This is a genomic window from Polaribacter sp. HaHaR_3_91 (assembly GCF_019278525.1).
Lineage (GTDB): Bacteria > Bacteroidota > Bacteroidia > Flavobacteriales > Flavobacteriaceae > Polaribacter.
Window position 1 is genome coordinate 87,617 of record NZ_CP058986.1, and the last position, 18,039, is coordinate 105,655.

Here is an 18,039-nt window from a genome sequence, read left to right on the forward strand (position 1 = left end):
TTTTATCAAATCATCAAATAAAATCCTTTTCTTCTCTTATATCTGTATTTATAATTACTGGCGTTATTCTTTGGAGTTTTTCTGATTTAAAACCTACATTTTATCGAAAATAAAATAGCGTCTAAACAGAATTCTCTATAAATAATCCACTTTGACTTTTAAAGAAATAAAAATAGCTACCAAACAAGTTTAGCCCAGATTGAAACGGCATCCTTTTTTCTGTCAGTTCGAGTGGTTTTTATGACGAAGGAAGAAAAATTGTATCGAGAACAGAAGAAAAAAGATATAGTAGAAAGCTGGAAATAGCTTCTAGAAAGTAAACGCATAAAAAAAAGCATCCAGAGAGATCTCTAGATGCTTTTTAAATATAATTTTAGGTTGTTTTTAGTCTATTTCAGAAACTCTTAATGTATTTACCATACCTTTAGCCTCAACTGGCATAGAAGTAAGGTTAATCATTAAATCTCCTTCTTTAACAAATCCTTTTTCTTTAGATATTTTGTTAATATCTACAACAGTATCATCTGTACTTAAGTTTTTATCGTAATAAAAAGCTTTTACACCCCAAAGTAAGTTTAGTTTTCCTAAAATTCTTCTTTCTGATGAAAATGCTAATATTTTAGCTTGTGGTCTCCATGCTGAAATTTGAAATGCTGTATAACCACTATTTGTTAAAGTAGAAATTGCGGTTGCATCGATATCATTTGCCATTAAAGCTGCGTGATGACAAACCGATTTTGTTATAAATCTGTTTGTTCTAATATGTGGCGCTTCATGTGGTACTTTAATCATTCTAGAGTTTTCAACAGCTCTAATAATTTCAGACATTTTCTGAATTACTTTTAAAGGATGCTTCCCTACAGAAGTTTCTCCAGATAACATTACTGCATCTGCTCCATCCATAATAGAATTGGCAACATCATTTACTTCTGCTCTTGTAGGAACAGGATTATCAATCATTGTTTCCATCATTTGAGTTGCAATAATTACAGGAATTCTTGCTCTCTTAGCACGTCTTACTAATTTCTTCTGAATTAATGGAACGTCTTGCATAGGAATTTCTACTCCTAAATCTCCACGAGCAACCATTAAACCATCACAAAAAGGAATTAATGCATCAATATTTGCAACTGCTTCTGGTTTTTCAATTTTAGCAATTACGGGTACTCTATAATCTGAATGCTCATCGATTAAATCGCGTAACATTCTTAAATCTTCTGGTGTTCTTACAAAAGAAAGTGCCATCCAATCTACATTTAAACCTAATGCAAATACGGCATCTTCTTTATCTTTTTCTGTTAAAGCTGGTAAAGAAATAGCTGTGTTTGGTAAGTTTACTCCTTTTTTAGATTTTAAAGGTCCACCAACTACTGTTTTTACTACAACTTCTTTGTCTTTATCTGTAGAAACTACTTCAAATAACAATTTACCATCATCTACCATAATATGCTCTCCAACTTTTACGTCTTTAGGAAAACGTTGGTAGGTCATAAATGCTTTTTTGTTGTTACCAATACATCTTTCTGTAGTAAAAGTAAACAAGTCTCCATCATTTAAAATAACATCTTCTTCCATTACTCCTACACGAAGTTTTGGTCCTTGTAAATCTGCTAAAATGGCAACATTAAATCCTTCTTCTTCATTAATTTCTCTAATTCTTAGCACATTTTGTTTTACAACATCGTAATCTGCATGAGAAAAATTAATTCTAAAAACGTTGACACCTGCAACTGCCAACTCTTTCATCTTTTCTTTAGTGTCTATTGCTGGACCTAAGGTTGCAACTATTTTTGTTTTTTTGTAGTCTTTCATGTTTAAAATATTAAAAAGTCTTTAGACTTTAAGGTGTTTTTATCTATTGAATATGCGGTAATTACATTCTCAATACTTTTAATTCTATTTACTGTTTTCGTAACAAAACCATCGTCTGAATCTCCACATATTTTTAAAAAAAAATCTACTTTTTTCTTTTCTGGAATCAGATATGTTATTGTTTCTGATGTTAATAACAACCCATTGGCTGCTGTTTGGTTTTCTGTTCTATAACTGTTTGTTATTAAAAACCACTTGTAATCATATTCTATATTTTCATAATTATATATAGAAAAAGAGGCTTTCTTTTCTTCTATAACAAATTTTAAATCTTCTTTTGCTTTATAAAACCTGGTATTAAGGTTTTTATTTAATAAGTAGGCAAGTTTATAATCTTCTAAAGTAGAATGGATTCCTATTAAAGAATATTCTTCTTCGCAAAATTCGTCCATTTCTAAAGCGTGTACCTGCATAGATTATAACTAATACTCGTTTTTATGAAAACCAAAATTACTAATTGTTTATGAACTTTACCGTTAATTTTAACGAAAACGTTATCGTGAATTAGCCTAAATTAATTTCTTTTTGAAATGCAAAATAGACTCTTTTAGCAGCTTGCTCTTCTGCTTTTTTCTTAGAAGTAGCTCTACCTTTGGCTATTTGCTCTCCATCGATACTTACCTTTACACTAAAATGTTTGATAGCTTCGTTACCAGAATCTTCATAGGTATCAAAAGTATATTTCTTCTTTTGTTTCTGACACCATTCTATAATAAGCCCTTTGTAACTTGTAACTTTACCCTCTAGTTTTTCGATATCTACGTAGGGTACAATTACATTTTCATAAATAAATTTCTGACAAGTATTGTAGTTCTTATCTAAATAAATAGCGCCTACTAATGCTTCAAATATATTACCATGAATATTATCTCCAACGTTAGCTTGATCTATATTACTTTTTACAAAACGTATTAGGTTTAAATCTTTTCCTAACTCATTTAAATGCTCTCTACTAACAATTTTAGAGCGCATTTGTGTAAGATAGCCTTCACTACCTGTAGGTACTTTTTTGTATAAATAAGATGCAATTACAGATCCTAAAATAGAATCACCTAAAAATTCTAAACGTTCGTAATTAATAGGTATTCCTTTGCTGTCTAACATTTGCACAGACCTATGTGTAAATGCCTTTTTGTATTTATTTATTCTTCTTGGAGAAAAATTAAGTAGTTTTTTTAATTCGTTGTATAATTGTGCATCCTCTTCACTGTGAGGTTTTACTATTTTACGAATAAAATTCATAGAGTATTATTCATCAAGTTTTTTAAATGCAACACATGCATTATGTCCACCGAAACCAAAAGTATTACTCATAGCAATATTAATCTCTCGCTTTTGAGCTTTATTTAAAGTTAAGTTTAATTCTGGATTGATATTTTCATCTACATTAACATGATTAATTGTTGGAGGTACAATACCATTTTTCATGGCTAAAATTGCAGCTATAGACTCTATAGCTCCTGCAGCTCCCAACAAGTGACCTGTCATAGATTTTGTAGAATTAATATTAATGTTTTTAGCATGTTCTCCAAAAACTGCAGAAATTGCTTTCAATTCTGCAACATCTCCTAAAGGAGTTGAAGTACCATGTGTATTAATATGATCTACATCTTCTGGTTTAATACCTGCATTTTCTAAGCAGTTATTCATTACAGCAATCACACCAATTCCTTCTGGGTGTGGTGCCGTCATATGGTGGGCATCAGAAGACATTCCTCCTCCAATAACCTCAGCATAAATTTTTGCTCCTCTAGCTTTAGCATGCTCATAGCTTTCTAAAACCAAAGCACCTGCTCCTTCACCTAATACAAAACCATCTCGTTCTGCATCAAAAGGTCTAGATGCTGTTTCAGGACTTTCGTTTCTTGTAGATAAGGCGTGCATGGCATTAAAACCACCAACACCAGAAATTACAACTGCAGCTTCCGAGCCACCAGTTACAATAACATCACAAGTACCTAAACGAATATAATTTAAAGCATCAATCATTGCGTTAGCAGATGACGCACATGCAGAAACCGTAGTATAATTTGGCCCCATAAATCCATTTTTAATAGAAATATTTCCTGGCGCAATATCTGCAATCATTTTTGGGATAAAAAATGGGTTAAATTTTGGTGTACCATCTCCGGCTCCAAAATTTATAGCTTCGTTTTGAAAAGTTTCTAAGCCTCCAATTCCTGCTCCCCAAATTACACCAACGCGTAATTTGTTTAATTTTTCTAGATCAAAATTTGCATCTGCAATAGCCTCATCAGAAGCTACCATTGCATACTGCGTAAATGGATCCATTTTTCTAGCGTCCTTTCTATTAATAAAGTCCGTTACCTCAAAGTTTTTTAATTCACATGCAAAACGAGTTTTGAACTTGGCAGCATCAAACCGCTTGATAGGTGCTGCACCGCTAACTCCGTTAACTAAAGCATTCCAATACTCTTCAATATTATTACCAATTGGCGTAAGTGCGCCAAGTCCAGTGACTACAACTCGTTTTAACTGCATATAAATTTACTTTTTAGCTTCTTCAATATAGCTTACTGCTTGACCTACTGTTCCGATGTTCTCTGCTTGATCATCTGGTATTTGAATATCAAATTCTTTTTCGAATTCCATAATTAATTCAACAGTATCCAAAGAATCTGCTCCTAAATCGTTTGTGAAGCTAGCTTCTGTTGTTACTTCGTTATCGTCTACGCCTAATTTGTCTACGATAATAGCTTTTACTCTTGATGCAATGTCTGACATAATTTTGTGTTTTTTAAAATTTTAATCGGGGCAAAAATACAAATCTTAGCAATTAAAACTAATTTTTGTCCTAAAAATGATTCTTAAAAGTAAATAAAAATATTTAATCTTCTCTTAAAATAATCAATTTGTTAATAATTATTCTTTTTTTTGTAGCTTAGAAATGAAGTTATGAAGCGTATTGTTATTTTTGCATCTGGTTCTGGAACGAACGCAGAAAACATTATTAAATTTTTTAATCATACTAAAACCGCTAAGGTTACCACTGTGCTATGTAACAATGAACATGCCAAAGTATTTGATAGATGTAAAAAATTAGACATCAAATGTTTACACTTTAAAAAAGAAGCTTTTTTTACTTCGGATGAAATACTAAACCTATTAAAAGAGCAGGCAGATTACATTATTTTAGCAGGTTTTTTATGGAAAATTCCAACCAAAATTATCGATGCTTTTCCAAATAAAATTATAAATATTCACCCTGCCTTGTTACCAAAATATGGTGGAAAAGGGATGTATGGTATGAACGTTCATAAGGCAGTAAAAGAAAATAAAGAATCAGAAACGGGTATTACAATTCACTACGTAAATGCCAATTATGATGAAGGTGCCATCATTTATCAGGCAAAAACAGCCTTAAATGAAGCAGATTCTCCTGGTAATATTGCAGAAAAGATTCATATTTTAGAGCAACGTTACTTTCCTAGAGTTATTGAAGATGTAATTTTAGCCATAAATGAGTAAAAAAAAGTTTTATGTAGTTTGGAACGGACACAGAAAAGGAGTTTTTACTTCTTGGAAAGTCTGTAAAAAGCAAATTGATGGTTTTGAAGGTGCTCAATATAAATCGTTCGCAGATTTAAATGAAGCCGAAATAGCTGCAACCAAAAATTATGCAGACTATGTAGGGAAAGATACTAAAAAGAAGACGTTATCATCAACAGAAAAAGAAAAAATTGGGAGACCTATTTTAGAAAGTATTTCTGTAGATGCAGCTTGTTCTGGAAATCCTGGTAAAATGGAATACAGAGGTGTTTTAACGCATAATAAGCAACAAATTTTTATAAAAGGCCCATTTGCTAGAGGAACTAACAATATTGGCGAATTTCTAGCTCTAGTCCACGGAATCGCTTTATTAAAGAGCAAGAACAAGGAAAATATCCCTATTTACTCCGATTCTAAAATTGCCATGAGTTGGGTAAAACAAAAAAGATGCAAAACCAACATGCATTTTGATGCTTCTAACAAAGATTTATTAGAATTGATAAAAAGAGCCGAAAAATGGCTAAAAGAAAACACGTTTAAAAACCCCATTTTAAAATGGGAAACCAAAGCTTGGGGAGAAATTCCTGCAGATTTTGGGAGGAAGTGATTTCAGTTATCAGATTTTAAAAATTCTATGACTTCTATCCAATAGAAAACATAACAATTCTTATTAATACATACTACTTGTCACTTCGAAGTAATGAGAAGTCGTATAACAGTGGTAACACAAAACCTATCAAACAGTATGTGATTTCTCCTAAAAGGTCGAAATGACAAACCGGATGAAAATAAACGACAAAACTTGTCACTTCGAAGTAATGAGAAGTCGCATAACAGTGATGACGCAAAACTCAACAGCATTATGTGATTTCTCCTATCGTCGAAATGACAAACTGCATGAAAACCAAACATTATTAATCAAATTCATTATTCAAAAAAGTAAAAGAAGGGTTCATTTCTCTTATAAGTGTTAGTTTCTTCTCACGCCTCCATTTTTTCAATTCTTTTTCCCTTGCAATAGCCAATTGAATCCAAGCATGTTTTTCGTAATACACTAAGAACTCAATATTATATTTTGCAGCAAAAGTTTTCTTTTTTTCAAGTATGTTCGTTTTATGTTGCTGTAAACGTTCTTTTAAGTTATTCGTTACTCCAATATAAAACGTGGAACGGTAACTATTAGTAATTATATAAACATAATAACTATGAAATCCTTTTTGTGGGTTTAGCATCCTTTTTTTCTTAAAAGGTATGTATTATAAAAAGAATCTCCAAAACTTGTCACTTCGAAATATTGAGAAGTCGCATAACAGTGATAGCACAAAACCTATCAAACAGTATGTGATTTCTCCTTTCGTCGAAATGACAAACTGTATGAAAATAAACCACAAAACTTGTCACTTCGAAGTATTGAGAAGTCGCATAACAGTGATAACACAAAACTGAATAGCATTATGTGATTTCTCCTTTCGTAGAAATGACAAACTGTATGAAAATAAACCACAAAACTTGTCACTTCGAAGTATTGAGAAGTCACATAATAGTGATAACACAAAACTGAATAGCATTATGTGATTTCTCCTATCGTCGGAATGACAAAACTGTATGAAAATAAACCACAAAACTTGTCACTTCGAAGTATTGAGAAGTCGCATAACAGTGATAACACAAAACTCAACAGTATTATGTGATTTCTCCTATCGTCGGAATGACAAAACTGTATGAAAAAAACTACAAATTATACCCAATACTAAACATGATTATTCTTGGTAAAATAAAAGTTTTACTATCTGATATTAAATAATCTGAAAAACTATTACTTTGTTTAAATTGTGTATTAAACATATTTTGGACACTTATTTTATAAGACCAAGCAGCATCTTCTTTTTGATAAGACAAGGTTGTATTTGCTATTTCATACACATTTTTTTGCCCCAATGTTTTATTCTGATAGTTGCTTAACTTATAATCGAAATTAAAAATAAAGCTTTTTAAAAAATCGTAATCTACGGTTACAAAAGGTTCTGTAGTTATAAATTTTGAAGTAGCATTACTAGAAATAAATTTACCAATATCTCTACTTACACCAACTTCTATTGTCGGAAAATTATCAAACAAGGTTTCGAAACCTACTTCGTAATTATACCCATTATTTTTATTGGTTTGGGTATTTCCGTTTAATTCTTGTAGGTACTTATTGTTACTAAAACCAACATCAAACTTATATTTTATATTTTTAATACTTTTTTCTAAATGTATATTTCCATGAAGATTTTCAGACGGATTGTCGAACATTTTTACGGTTAAAAACTGGTTAACATCATTAAAATCTACTGTATTTCTAACTCCTTTTATCTGTTTACTATAGTTTAAGTTTGCAAAAAGCATTAAGCCTTTATACAAACTAAAACGGCTGTAATAAATACGCGCTGCGTGATACAAGTTATTTTCTAGCGTATCATTTCCTTTAAAAACCGAATTATACGATTGTAAATAAAAACGATTGGCAAATTTATCTACATCAGAAAAAGACGTTTTTAAATTGTAATTAATGGTAATTTTTTTGGATTTATTAAACTCAATTTTTGCTAAGAAATAGGGTAAAACAATCCATTTGTTGTTTTCTAAATGGGTTTGTTTGTCTAGTTGCCATTTGTAATTGTGTAATTCTACACCTTGTTTTAAAGTAAAAATTCCTGCTCTAAACTTATAATGCAATCCTACAAAGAAATCGTTTAGCTTTAAATTTAAATCGTTGCCAAAATCATCCGAAGAAAAATTATTTGTGGTGCCGTTATCTAACGTCTGAAAATCATCACTAACAAAATCTTCGTTTAAAAATTTATTACCCAACGTTGTGTAAATATGATTGCTGTTGTTAATTTCCCAAAAGTGTTTAAAAATAGCATCAATATTTTGTTCTTTGGTGTTTTTTAGTTGATGAATTCTTAACAATTCTTGATTTGTATCTGCCGGAATTAAACCTTGTAAAATAGCATCTTGCGTTTGCCAATAATTGGTTTTATCACTTTTATCAAACACATAATTAAAAATGGATGAAAACGTGTGTTTATCATTTTGTCTTTTGTGCCATTCTATATTTTGGTTGATATACGTTGCTGTTAAATGGCTGTCTGTAGCAATGGTATTTGTGTTGGCATTTATTAAGGAAGCAACTGTATTTATTTTGGTGTTATTAGTCCTTTTTACTTGTGTTCTTGCATACCATTTTTCTTTATTATTTGGTGTGTACTCTATATTTAGATTCCCAATACCTAACAAATTATCTGTAGCCGTTTTATTAGTTCTTTGTTCTGTAAACGTGGTGTATTCGTTTTGGTTTTCTACAAAACTACTGGTATTTGTATTCGAAAAAATAGCATAACCAGAAACATCTAAGGTAGAAGTTGCCGTTTTTGTAATGTTTAAAGCTCCAAATTTTTGGCTACTTGTCTGCAAATCTCTACTTTCTAAAAACTGAGAAAAATCACCACCTTTCCATTTAAAATTACCGCTAAATATAGCATTCATACCGCCAGAAAAACTCATATAATCTCTAAACGTAAATGTTTTTTCGCCTATATTATTAATGTTTCCTATAAAATTGACATTGGTTTTGGGTGAATAATAAAACAAATTGGCGCTAGTTTTATAAAAGTCTTTGTTGCCTTTACCCGCTTCTACATCACCAAAAAGAAAGCGTTTTTTATCCTCTTTTAGTTTGATGTTCATTGCCATCTCATCAGAATCTGTTAATCCTTTTAAAAATGAAACTTCGTTATAATTATCGATTACTTCTATATTACCAACAGCATTTGCAGGAATGTTTTCTACTGCCAATTTAGAATTACCACCAAAAAACTTTTTACCATCTACCAACATTTTGGTTACTTTTTTACCCTGCACGGTAACTGTTCCGTTTTTACTTACTTCTACTCCAGGTAATTTTTTTAAAACATTTTTAAGTTTGCGTTCTGTACCGTTTATAAATTTATCGGTTTTATAAGTAGTGGTATCTCCTCTAACCGTAACTGGCATTTCTATAATTACCTCATCTAATTGTTCTGAAGATTGCTGTAATACAAAGTCTTTTTTAGTGGTTTTTAAGGCTATAAATTGATATTCTATAGGTTTATATCCTAAATAAGAAATACTAATTGTTATGGTGTCTCCTTTTTCTAAAAGCAACTTATAATAGCCTTCGTTATCTGTTATGGCAAATTGTAAGTTTTTAGAAACATCTTTGGGTTTTGCTATTACATTTGCATACGGCATTGGATTTTGTAAACTGTCTTTTACAGAACCTGAAAGGGTTACTTTCTGTGCAAAAAACGAAATAGAGATTCCAACAAATAATACAAATAGACTTTTCTTTTTCATAGAATGTTTATTGTTTTTCAATACTTTTCCAAAACGCTTCTCCTCTTTTTCTAGACTCTTCTGCTGTCATTTTTTTACCTTTTGTAGGTTTTTTAATTACAATTTCTTTTTTAGGGTTTATAATTATTTCTGATGCACTAATAGTTCTTTTAGACAGTTCTACTAAAAGCACCAAACCAGGTAAACCATTATACTTTAAAGGACCAAAACTAACAGGTAATTCTGGTGTAAACCAAACTACAGGTTTCATTTTTTTGCTGGTTGATTCAATATCAATTGCTTTAAAACATAGATATCTACCAATCTTTTTAGATTCTTGTGTTATTTTCCACTTTTTAGGATTAATTTCTATTAAGAATAATTCTCCAAAAGTGCTACTTTCATTAAAATACTCATTCGTTTTTGTGTTTTTGTAATATCTATTATCTCCTCCAGCAAAAGTTCTATTTACATTAAAAATGGGTTTTCCATCATTTTGCATTTTATCCTCTACGTAATATAAAGACTCATCATTAGAAAACTCTAAATAGGCATTTACATTGGGTGTGTTTTCAAAAACATCTCGCATCCATTTGTCCATTTTTACTTTTTTTGACTTCAATTTTTTAGATATGGAATCTATTTTTTCTTTTGAAAATGATTCCATAGAAACCACATAAGTAACTTTACCACTTATTTTCTGAGAAAAAACCGTTATTGAAAAGCAACAAATTATAAGGGTTATAAAATTTTTCATGTCAATTAATTTATACAACTTTACTATTAAAAACGAAATAAAAAATAAAAGGTTTCAATTATAAAAAAACTAAATTTTATAAAAATCTGAATATGCTTCTTTAGTTATTTTAATTCCGTCAATTATTTCAAATACTATTTTAGGTTTAAAGTAATTTTATTAGCATAATATATTTTCCTGTACGTTACTAATTCTAGAATTACCCCTGTTAAATCATCACAACTAAAGGGTTAAAATGTAAACAAAAAAATGATAAATACTAATCTGGATTTTTTAATTTTAAACTTTTGTACATTTTTTTACTCAACAAATTGAATTCATACAAATTAATTTTCCTTCCAATTTTGGTTTGTCCAATTTTTGAATTGTCAACTTTAACAATCTCTTTTAATTGATATTGCATATTACCTTCTTGCAATTGCATAATTAAACCTGGAAGCCCACTAAATTCTTTTGGCCCAAAACTAAAGGGAATTTCGGATGAAAACCAAGCTGTAATGTGCCTTTTTTTTAAACCTCTACTAGTTTCAATTTCATTTATTAAAGTTGCTTTATAACACAAGTACTTTCCACATTTTTTTGATAAGTTCGTAATATTCCATTTATTTGCAGGAAGTGTAACTAAGAAATCTTGACCAAAAGAATTTTTTTCCCATAAAACGCCTTCTTGATTTGTAAAGTAAGTACCCTTAAATCTTCCTATTCTTTTAATTATAGAAATATATCCTTTTTTTATGTCTAGCTGTTTTGGTAAATAAAAAATAGATTTCATATTATCAAAATCTAAAATAAAGTCTATTTTTTTTGAAAGTGAAATAGTTTTAAGTGTCTCTTTTTTTCTTTTTATAAGTAACACTTCATGTTTGGTTCCCAAATACTTTTCAGGAACTTTAAATTTTGTACTATCTATTACTTCTACATTATAATATGCTCTAAATGAATTTTGAGAGTTTATGTTATAAGTAATAAAAAATAATATAATTGTTATTTTAAGTATTCTCATATTGATTTTTTTTAAATTAAAACCTCAAGATGCAATTCTTGAGGTCTTTAATTTATTATTATTTTTTTTTGTCTTGATAGTGAAAAACTGTAAAACCGTTTTCATTATTGCCAATTTCCAAGGTACGAATCATAAGCTTCTGCAAAGACATCATACGATTCTTCATAGCTTAAACCTCCAAAACCATACCAAGGCGTAGCTTCAATCTCTGCGAAATAAACAGCAGATTCCGCATTATCCCAGCACACATCATTTAAAATATTGGTTGAACTCATCATAGCTCCTGTTGCAAAAATAAAAACCATTGCTAAAATCACTTTTTTCATACTATAAAATTTTGTAACCTAAATTATTTAGGTTTATTGATTTAAAAATATTTAGAACTTTAGATGAGTTAACAAGTTTAAAATTCTATAAAATTGGTAGAAAAAGGCTTACACATCAATGAGATTTCTCAATCGCTTAAAAAAGCTCATTTCGAAATGACAATCGTTTCATTTTTATATTTCTTAATTCCGCAAGCGGAGTTTTTTTTTACTATTAATTAAGAGGTTCTTAAATCACTTTAATGAACTCTCTTTACGGAATAACACTCGTTATAATCTATTGATAGATTAATTCGCGTAAAACTCGTAGTAATAATGTTATTTTGAAGGGAAGAAATTTTCTTTTTCACAGTATTTTTCTCTTTCCAAAGATGGAAAAGATATTTTTAAAAACCTAAAGAATCACTTTCCATTATAGCATACCCAATTATAGGTATACTGAATCACTGTTTTCAGGTATGCCAAAATGGAAATATTTTAAATACTAATTTTACTTATTTTTACATCGAAAAAGAAAACAAGTTGGTGTAAGCCGTTATGAAATGGCACTTCATTTAGGCTTAACAGAAAATGGTTATTTTAAGGTTATTAAAGGACACACAAAGTTAGATGTAGAACGCTTATTACTTATTTTAAATAAATTAGCTATTTCTCCAAAGGAATTTTTTAAAGATTATAAAGACTAATTGTAGATTACAAACAAAAAGTAAAAACCCAAAACTAAAATAGTTTTGGGTTTTTATATTTATTAATTTACTTTAAGATTGCTTCGTTAAAACTCGCAATGACGTTTAAACTATCTTATTATAAATTAGCCTTCATCAATTCTCTATTCATTCTTGCAATGTTGTCTAAAGAGATTCCTTTAGGGCATTCTACCTCACACGCACCTGTATTTGTACAGTTACCAAAACCTTCTAAATCCATTTGTGCAACCATGTTTTTAACACGATCTGCAGCCTCTACTTGTCCTTGTGGTAACAAAGCATACTGAGATACTTTTGCACCAACAAATAACATTGCAGAAGAGTTTTTACAAGTAGCCACACAAGCACCACAACCAATACAAGTTGCTGCATCCATAGCATCATCTGCTGCGTGTTTAGAAATAGGTAAAGAGTTTGCATCTTGTGTATTACCAGAAGTGTTTACAGAAATGTAACCACCTGATTGCTGAATACGCTCAAAAGCCATTCTGTCTACTACTAAATCCTTTATAACAGGAAATGCTGCTGCTCTAAATGGCTCTATTGTAATAGTATCTCCATCGCTAAACATACGCATGTGTAACTGACAGGTTGTTATACCTCTGTCTGGTCCATGAGCTTCTCCATTAATATATAAAGAACAAGCACCACAGATACCTTCTCTACAATCATGATCAAAAGCAACTGGTTCTTCACCACCATTTACTAATTGTTCATTCAAAACATCCATCATTTCTAAAAAAGACATGTGCTCTGAAATATCATTCACTTTATAGTCTACCATTTGACCCTTTGAACCAGCGTCTTTTTGTCTCCAAATTTTAAGTGTTAAATTCATCTTGTCTTTCTTATTTGTATGAACGTTGTTTCAATTCAATATCGTTAAACTCTAATTCTTCTTTGTGTAAAACCGCATCTGCAGGTTCTCCTTTATATTCCCAAGCAGCTGCAAAAGCGAAATCTACATCGTTACGTTTTGCTTCTCCTTTTTGAGGACCATCTAATTCTGCAGATTCTTCTCTAAAGTGACCTCCACAAGATTCTGCTCTCATTAAAGCATCTTTAGCAAATAACTCACCTAATTCTAAGAAATCTGCAACTCTACCTGCTTTTTCTAATTCTGGGTTCATTTCATTTGAAGATCCTGGTACAGAAACTTCTTTCCAAAACTCTTCACGAATGGCTTTAATTTCGGCCATTGCCTCTGTTAAACCTTTTGCGTTTCTAGACATTCCTGCCTTGTCCCACATTACTTTTCCTAATTTCTTATGGAAATAATCTACAGATTTTGTTCCTTTATTATTAATAAAGTGATTAATTCTTTCTGTAACTTCTTTTTCTGCTTCAATAAATTCTGGAGTTTCTGTTGAAATTTTTCCAGTTCTAATATCATCAGATAAATAATCTCCAATAGTATAAGGTAATACAAAATAACCATCTGCTAAACCTTGCATTAATGCAGAAGCTCCTAATCTGTTTGCTCCGTGATCAGAGAAGTTTGCCTCTCCAATACAGTAACATCCTGGAATCGTTGTCATTAAGTTATAATCAACCCAAACACCACCCATTGTATAGTGTACCGCTGGATAAATCATCATTGGAGTTTCATACGGGTTTTGATCTATGATTTTCTCATACATCTGAAATAAGTTTCCATATTTTGCTCTAACGATCTCTTGTCCTAATTCTTTTATTTTTGCAGGCGATGCATTTTCTATATTATGAATCTTTGCTTGCTCTTTTCCGTAACGTTCAAAAGCAGATGCAAAATCTAAATACACAGCCTCTCCTGTTGCATTTACTCCGTAACCAGCATCACAACGTTCTTTTGCTGCTCTAGATGCAACATCACGCGGTACTAAGTTACCAAATGCAGGATAACGTCTTTCTAAATAGTAATCTCTTTGGTCTTCTGTTAAATCTTTAGGCGTTTTCTTTCCTTCTCTAATAGCTAAAACATCTTCCATGTTTTTAGGAACCCAAATACGTCCATCATTACGTAAAGATTCAGACATCAATGTTAATTTAGACTGATAATCTCCAGAACGTGGAATACATGTTGGGTGAATCTGTGTATAACAAGGATTTGCAAAATATGCTCCTTTTTTATGGATTTTCCAAGCTGCAGTAGCATTAGAACCCATTGCATTTGTAGATAAGAAATATACGTTACCGTAACCTCCAGAACCAATTACAACAGCATGTGCAGAATGACGCTCAATTTCTCCTGTAATTAAATTTCTAGCAATAATTCCTCTTGCTTTTCCATCAACAATAACAACGTCTAACATTTCATGTCTGTTAAACATCTCTATTTTACCACGAGCAATTTGTCTATTCATTGCAGAATAAGCTCCTAATAATAATTGTTGACCAGTTTGTCCTTTTGCATAGAAAGTTCTAGAAACTAAAACTCCACCAAAAGAACGATTGTCTAACAAACCACCATAATCACGTGCAAAAGGAACTCCTTGTGCCACACATTGATCGATGATATTTGCAGAAACCTCAGCTAAACGATACACGTTTGCTTCACGAGAACGGTAATCTCCACCTTTTACAGTATCGTAAAATAACCTGTAAGTAGAATCTCCATCTCCTTGATAATTTTTTGCAGCGTTGATACCTCCTTGTGCAGCAATAGAATGCGCTCTTCTTGGAGAATCTTGGTAAGCAAATGCTTTTACATTATACCCTAACTCTGCTAATGTTGCTGCGGCAGAACCACCAGCTAATCCTGTACCTACAACAATAACGTCTATATTACGTTTGTTTGCAGGGTTTACCAAGTCTATTTTATTTTTATAATCTGTCCATTTATCTTTAATTGGACCTTGAGGTACTTTTGAATCTAAAGCCATATTGTATAGATTAATGGTTTAAGTAATGATAAAGTGCAATAAAAATAAATCCTAAAGGAATTATAATTGAATATGCTTTACCTATTGTTTGTAATGTTTTTTTTCGTCCAGATGTAGAACCCATAGATTGAAATGCTGATGTAAACCCGTGTGCTAAATGCAATCCTAAGAAAACAAAAGCAACAACATAAGCAGCAACTCTAATAGGGTTTACAAATTTATGCAACAACTCCTCATGGTAACGGTAACCTTCTATTCCTTCTAAAGTACCAGACCAATCGCCTTGAATAAATTTTGTGTTAATTTCTGGAAACCAGAAATCGATAAAATGTAAAATGATAAATGCTAAAATAGCAGCACCACTCCAAATCATGTTTCTGCTCATCCAAGATGAATTAGCTGCACCATTGTTTTTTGCATACCCAACTCCGTTTGCTTTTTTGTTTTTTAATTCTAAGATAAATCCCATTACAAAATGAAAAACTACACCAAAAATTAATACTGGTTGCAAGGCAAACTGTATTAAAGGGTTTGTTCCCATAAAGTGTGAAACTTCGTTAAAAGTATCTGGGCTTAGAACTGATAAAAGATTGATTGCAAAATGCTGTAAAAGGAAGAACATTAAAAAGAATGCAGAAAGCGCCATGGCTATCTTTCTTCCAACTGAAGATTTGAAAAATCCGCTCATTGTATAAATGTATAATTAAGTTATAATTGTTGTTTTACAAATGTACCATTTAGATACGCTTTACTGAAATAATAATGGTTGTTTTTTGGTTATTTAGAATCGTTTTAATATGATGTTTTTGTTTTAAATATTACCTTATTTTTTAACGTGTTATAACACTGACATTACTTCTGCTACAATAATTATAAGCACCAATGAAAAAGGATACACAGCTGCGTAAGCAATTTGCGGAGCATCCGAATCGGTCATAGAGTCTGTTGCACTTAATCCTGGTGTAGAAGTCATACCTCCTGTTAAGGCTCCTAAAACAGACAAAAAGTTTATTTTTAAGAGAAATCGCCCAACAAGCACCGTAATAATCATAGGAATCAAAGTAATTAAAGCGCCATATAGAAATAAAATAAAACCATGTTTTTCGATTGCTGAAATTAAGCTTTGTCCTGCTTTTAAACCAACAGGAGTAAGAAATAACAAAAGCCCAAACTGACGTAATATTTGGTTTGCAGGACCTGATAAATTCCAAATTACAGTAGCAAACTTTCCTTTCCAACTTAAAAATATAGAAGATAAAAGTACACCCCCTGTAAGCCCTAATTTTAAACCAATTCCTCCTAACGGAATAGCAATAGCACCTACAAGAATACCGATAACAATACCAAATGCTACAGGTAAAAAACTTGTTTGACCTATTCTTTTTAAACTATCTCCAAAGAGTTGTGTCACCGCAGGAACATTTCCTTTAGAACAAGAGACTAAAATCTTATCACCATATTTTATTTTGGTTGATGGATGTGGAGCTAAATCGATACTAGCTCTTCTAATACGTGTTATGGTAGCAGAATAATTTTCTAGAAGATTAAGTTCTTCAATGGTTTTATTTACCACAGCATCATTACTTACTACATACCACTTTACTTCGTAAGTTCCACTTCTAGGAATTTTAATATCGGTAACTTTACCTAATAAAACCTCTATTCTTTGTAACGCATTTACCGTACCTACTGCTTTTATAATATCTCCCGTTTCTAAAATAGTATCTTTTGTAGGAGAAATAGGTAACTGATTAGGCTTCATTATACGTGAAATATTCGCTTTGGTCATAAAACGAATTCTCAACTCTCTAATCGTTTTACCATTTACGTTTTCATTAGAGATAATTAAGTTTTTATTGATCACCATTGGAGTGCTCGATTTCGATTTTTCTTCAAAATCTTTTTCTTCATTCTTAATGTTTATTCTAAATAATGCAGGTCCTAATTTTACAAACAAAATAACACCTAAAACTCCAAACGGATATGCAATACCATAACCAATAGACGCTAAAGGAGATTGAGAAGCCTCTATAGAAGCCGCCAAACCAGGTGTAGATGTTAGTGCTCCTGTTAACAAACCACTCATCATATTCATATCTACATCATAAATATAAGAAATAGACACAGCAGTAATACCACCTGTTATAACCGTAATACCTGCCAAAAGGATTAATTTAGCTCCTTGTTCTTTAAAAGAACTAAAAAAAGAAGGTCCTGCTTGCATACCTATGGTGTAAATAAATAACACCAAACCTACACTTTGAATAATTGGAGGAATATTAAAAGTAATGCCATTTAAATTGTACAGATATCCAAAAAAGATAGCGACAAAAATAACCGCAGAAGTATCAAAACTTATCCCTTTTATACGAATGTTTCCTAAGGCGATTCCTAAACCAATAACTAGAAATAACACAAAGTAATCTTTAGTGAGTAATTCTAAAAAAAATTCCATAATTTTTAATATTAATTTTATTATTTTTTATAAAAATTGACTTTAATTTAAGTAGACAAAAGTAGGTCTTTAGTGTATTTAATTTTTATGATAATTATCACTAGAAACCTTGCTGTTACTGATATTTTAAAACTACACGCCCTCCAACCACTATATCTATTGAACGAATACGTTGTAGTATATTTTACC

17 protein-coding genes are annotated in these 18,039 nt (G+C 31.0%); 3 read left to right on the forward strand and 14 right to left on the reverse strand.

Features of this window, described 5'->3' with window-relative positions; translation table 11 throughout:
* Positions 1-384: 384 nt before the first annotated feature.
* The 5 genes from pyk to H0I27_RS00490 form a co-directional block, all read right to left on the reverse strand.
* The gene (pyk, locus tag H0I27_RS00470) at positions 385-1,812 is read right to left on the reverse strand and encodes a pyruvate kinase (protein WP_218732000.1); all 1,428 of its coding nucleotides are present in this window, start codon (positions 1,810-1,812) and stop codon (positions 385-387) included.
* Between the two features lie 2 nt (positions 1,813-1,814).
* Entirely contained in the window at positions 1,815-2,285 is a 471-nt protein-coding gene (locus H0I27_RS00475) for an IPExxxVDY family protein (RefSeq protein ID WP_218732001.1), read from the reverse strand.
* Positions 2,286-2,376: 91 nt separating this feature from the next.
* Positions 2,377-3,114, reverse strand: coding sequence for a ribonuclease III (gene rnc, locus H0I27_RS00480; RefSeq protein ID WP_218732002.1), 738 nt, complete (start codon positions 3,112-3,114; stop codon positions 2,377-2,379).
* Between the two features lie 6 nt (positions 3,115-3,120).
* Positions 3,121-4,374 carry a beta-ketoacyl-ACP synthase II gene (fabF, locus tag H0I27_RS00485; protein WP_218732003.1) on the reverse strand — a complete coding sequence of 418 codons (1,254 nt, stop codon included), beginning with the start codon at positions 4,372-4,374 and terminating at the stop codon, positions 3,121-3,123.
* A 6-nt stretch (positions 4,375-4,380) separates the two neighbouring features.
* On the reverse strand, positions 4,381-4,617 hold the full coding sequence (locus H0I27_RS00490) for an acyl carrier protein (RefSeq protein ID WP_004569249.1): 237 nt from the start codon (positions 4,615-4,617) through the stop codon (positions 4,381-4,383).
* 171 nt (positions 4,618-4,788) lie between these two features.
* Here H0I27_RS00490 and H0I27_RS00495 point away from each other — a divergent pair, with 171 nt between their 5' ends.
* Entirely contained in the window at positions 4,789-5,361 is a 573-nt protein-coding gene (locus H0I27_RS00495; RefSeq protein WP_218732004.1) for a phosphoribosylglycinamide formyltransferase, read from the forward strand.
* Positions 5,354-5,989 carry a viroplasmin family protein gene (locus H0I27_RS00500; protein ID WP_218732005.1) on the forward strand — a complete coding sequence of 212 codons (636 nt, stop codon included), beginning with the start codon at positions 5,354-5,356 and terminating at the stop codon, positions 5,987-5,989. Before H0I27_RS00495 ends, H0I27_RS00500 begins: the two co-directional genes overlap by 8 nt.
* Positions 5,990-6,296: 307 nt before the next feature.
* Here H0I27_RS00500 and H0I27_RS00505 read toward each other — a convergent pair whose 3' ends face one another.
* The 5 genes from H0I27_RS00505 to H0I27_RS00525 form a co-directional block, all read right to left on the reverse strand.
* On the reverse strand, positions 6,297-6,614 hold the full coding sequence (locus H0I27_RS00505; RefSeq protein ID WP_218732006.1) for a GIY-YIG nuclease family protein: 318 nt from the start codon (positions 6,612-6,614) through the stop codon (positions 6,297-6,299).
* A gap of 499 nt (positions 6,615-7,113) precedes the next feature.
* Entirely contained in the window at positions 7,114-9,762 is a 2,649-nt protein-coding gene (locus H0I27_RS00510; RefSeq protein ID WP_218732007.1) for a carboxypeptidase-like regulatory domain-containing protein, read from the reverse strand.
* Between the two features lie 7 nt (positions 9,763-9,769).
* Complete coding sequence (locus H0I27_RS00515; protein ID WP_218732008.1) at positions 9,770-10,498, reverse strand: GLPGLI family protein; 729 nt, start codon at positions 10,496-10,498, stop codon at positions 9,770-9,772.
* Positions 10,499-10,757: 259 nt separating this feature from the next.
* Positions 10,758-11,501: a GLPGLI family protein gene (locus tag H0I27_RS00520; RefSeq protein ID WP_218732009.1), complete on the reverse strand. Its 744-nt coding sequence runs from the start codon at positions 11,499-11,501 to the stop codon at positions 10,758-10,760.
* 104 nt (positions 11,502-11,605) lie between these two features.
* Positions 11,606-11,827 carry a hypothetical protein gene (locus H0I27_RS00525; protein WP_218732010.1) on the reverse strand — a complete coding sequence of 74 codons (222 nt, stop codon included), beginning with the start codon at positions 11,825-11,827 and terminating at the stop codon, positions 11,606-11,608.
* Between the two features lie 542 nt (positions 11,828-12,369).
* Between H0I27_RS00525 and H0I27_RS00530 the strand changes: the two genes are divergently transcribed.
* Complete coding sequence (locus tag H0I27_RS00530) at positions 12,370-12,513, forward strand: hypothetical protein (protein WP_218732011.1); 144 nt, start codon at positions 12,370-12,372, stop codon at positions 12,511-12,513.
* Between the two features lie 118 nt (positions 12,514-12,631).
* Here H0I27_RS00530 and H0I27_RS00535 read toward each other — a convergent pair whose 3' ends face one another.
* The 4 genes from H0I27_RS00535 to H0I27_RS00550 form a co-directional block, all read right to left on the reverse strand.
* Positions 12,632-13,372 (reverse strand): succinate dehydrogenase/fumarate reductase iron-sulfur subunit, encoded by a 741-nt coding sequence (locus tag H0I27_RS00535; protein ID WP_218732012.1) that lies wholly within the window; start codon positions 13,370-13,372, stop codon positions 12,632-12,634.
* Between the two features lie 10 nt (positions 13,373-13,382).
* The gene (locus H0I27_RS00540) at positions 13,383-15,395 is read right to left on the reverse strand and encodes a fumarate reductase/succinate dehydrogenase flavoprotein subunit (protein WP_218732013.1); all 2,013 of its coding nucleotides are present in this window, start codon (positions 15,393-15,395) and stop codon (positions 13,383-13,385) included.
* Between the two features lie 10 nt (positions 15,396-15,405).
* Positions 15,406-16,083 carry a succinate dehydrogenase cytochrome b subunit gene (locus tag H0I27_RS00545; protein ID WP_218732014.1) on the reverse strand — a complete coding sequence of 226 codons (678 nt, stop codon included), beginning with the start codon at positions 16,081-16,083 and terminating at the stop codon, positions 15,406-15,408.
* Between the two features lie 150 nt (positions 16,084-16,233).
* Positions 16,234-17,850 (reverse strand): aspartate:alanine exchanger family transporter, encoded by a 1,617-nt coding sequence (locus H0I27_RS00550; RefSeq protein WP_218732015.1) that lies wholly within the window; start codon positions 17,848-17,850, stop codon positions 16,234-16,236.
* Positions 17,851-18,039: the final 189 nt, after the last annotated feature.

What these genes read in the sequence shown, in the direction of transcription:
- H0I27_RS00520 (WP_218732009.1), bottom strand. Translation starts at nt 11,501, where the DNA reads ATGAGAATACTTAAAATAACAATTATATTATTTTTTATTACTTATAAC.
- H0I27_RS00545 (WP_218732014.1), bottom strand. Translation starts at nt 16,083, where the DNA reads ATGAGCGGATTTTTCAAATCTTCAGTTGGAAGAAAGATAGCCATGGCG.
- H0I27_RS00490 (WP_004569249.1), bottom strand. Translation starts at nt 4,617, where the DNA reads ATGTCAGACATTGCATCAAGAGTAAAAGCTATTATCGTAGACAAATTA.
- H0I27_RS00540 (WP_218732013.1), bottom strand. Translation starts at nt 15,395, where the DNA reads ATGGCTTTAGATTCAAAAGTACCTCAAGGTCCAATTAAAGATAAATGG.
- H0I27_RS00535 (WP_218732012.1), bottom strand. Translation starts at nt 13,372, where the DNA reads ATGAATTTAACACTTAAAATTTGGAGACAAAAAGACGCTGGTTCAAAG.
- H0I27_RS00550 (WP_218732015.1), bottom strand. Translation starts at nt 17,850, where the DNA reads ATGGAATTTTTTTTAGAATTACTCACTAAAGATTACTTTGTGTTATTT.
- fabF (WP_218732003.1), bottom strand. Translation starts at nt 4,374, where the DNA reads ATGCAGTTAAAACGAGTTGTAGTCACTGGACTTGGCGCACTTACGCCA.
- H0I27_RS00530 (WP_218732011.1), top strand. Translation starts at nt 12,370, where the DNA reads ATGGCACTTCATTTAGGCTTAACAGAAAATGGTTATTTTAAGGTTATT.
- H0I27_RS00510 (WP_218732007.1), bottom strand. Translation starts at nt 9,762, where the DNA reads ATGAAAAAGAAAAGTCTATTTGTATTATTTGTTGGAATCTCTATTTCG.
- pyk (WP_218732000.1), bottom strand. Translation starts at nt 1,812, where the DNA reads ATGAAAGACTACAAAAAAACAAAAATAGTTGCAACCTTAGGTCCAGCA.
- H0I27_RS00495 (WP_218732004.1), top strand. Translation starts at nt 4,789, where the DNA reads ATGAAGCGTATTGTTATTTTTGCATCTGGTTCTGGAACGAACGCAGAA.
- H0I27_RS00515 (WP_218732008.1), bottom strand. Translation starts at nt 10,498, where the DNA reads ATGAAAAATTTTATAACCCTTATAATTTGTTGCTTTTCAATAACGGTT.
- rnc (WP_218732002.1), bottom strand. Translation starts at nt 3,114, where the DNA reads ATGAATTTTATTCGTAAAATAGTAAAACCTCACAGTGAAGAGGATGCA.
- H0I27_RS00500 (WP_218732005.1), top strand. Translation starts at nt 5,354, where the DNA reads ATGAGTAAAAAAAAGTTTTATGTAGTTTGGAACGGACACAGAAAAGGA.
- H0I27_RS00505 (WP_218732006.1), bottom strand. Translation starts at nt 6,614, where the DNA reads ATGCTAAACCCACAAAAAGGATTTCATAGTTATTATGTTTATATAATT.
- H0I27_RS00475 (WP_218732001.1), bottom strand. Translation starts at nt 2,285, where the DNA reads ATGCAGGTACACGCTTTAGAAATGGACGAATTTTGCGAAGAAGAATAT.
- H0I27_RS00525 (WP_218732010.1), bottom strand. Translation starts at nt 11,827, where the DNA reads ATGAAAAAAGTGATTTTAGCAATGGTTTTTATTTTTGCAACAGGAGCT.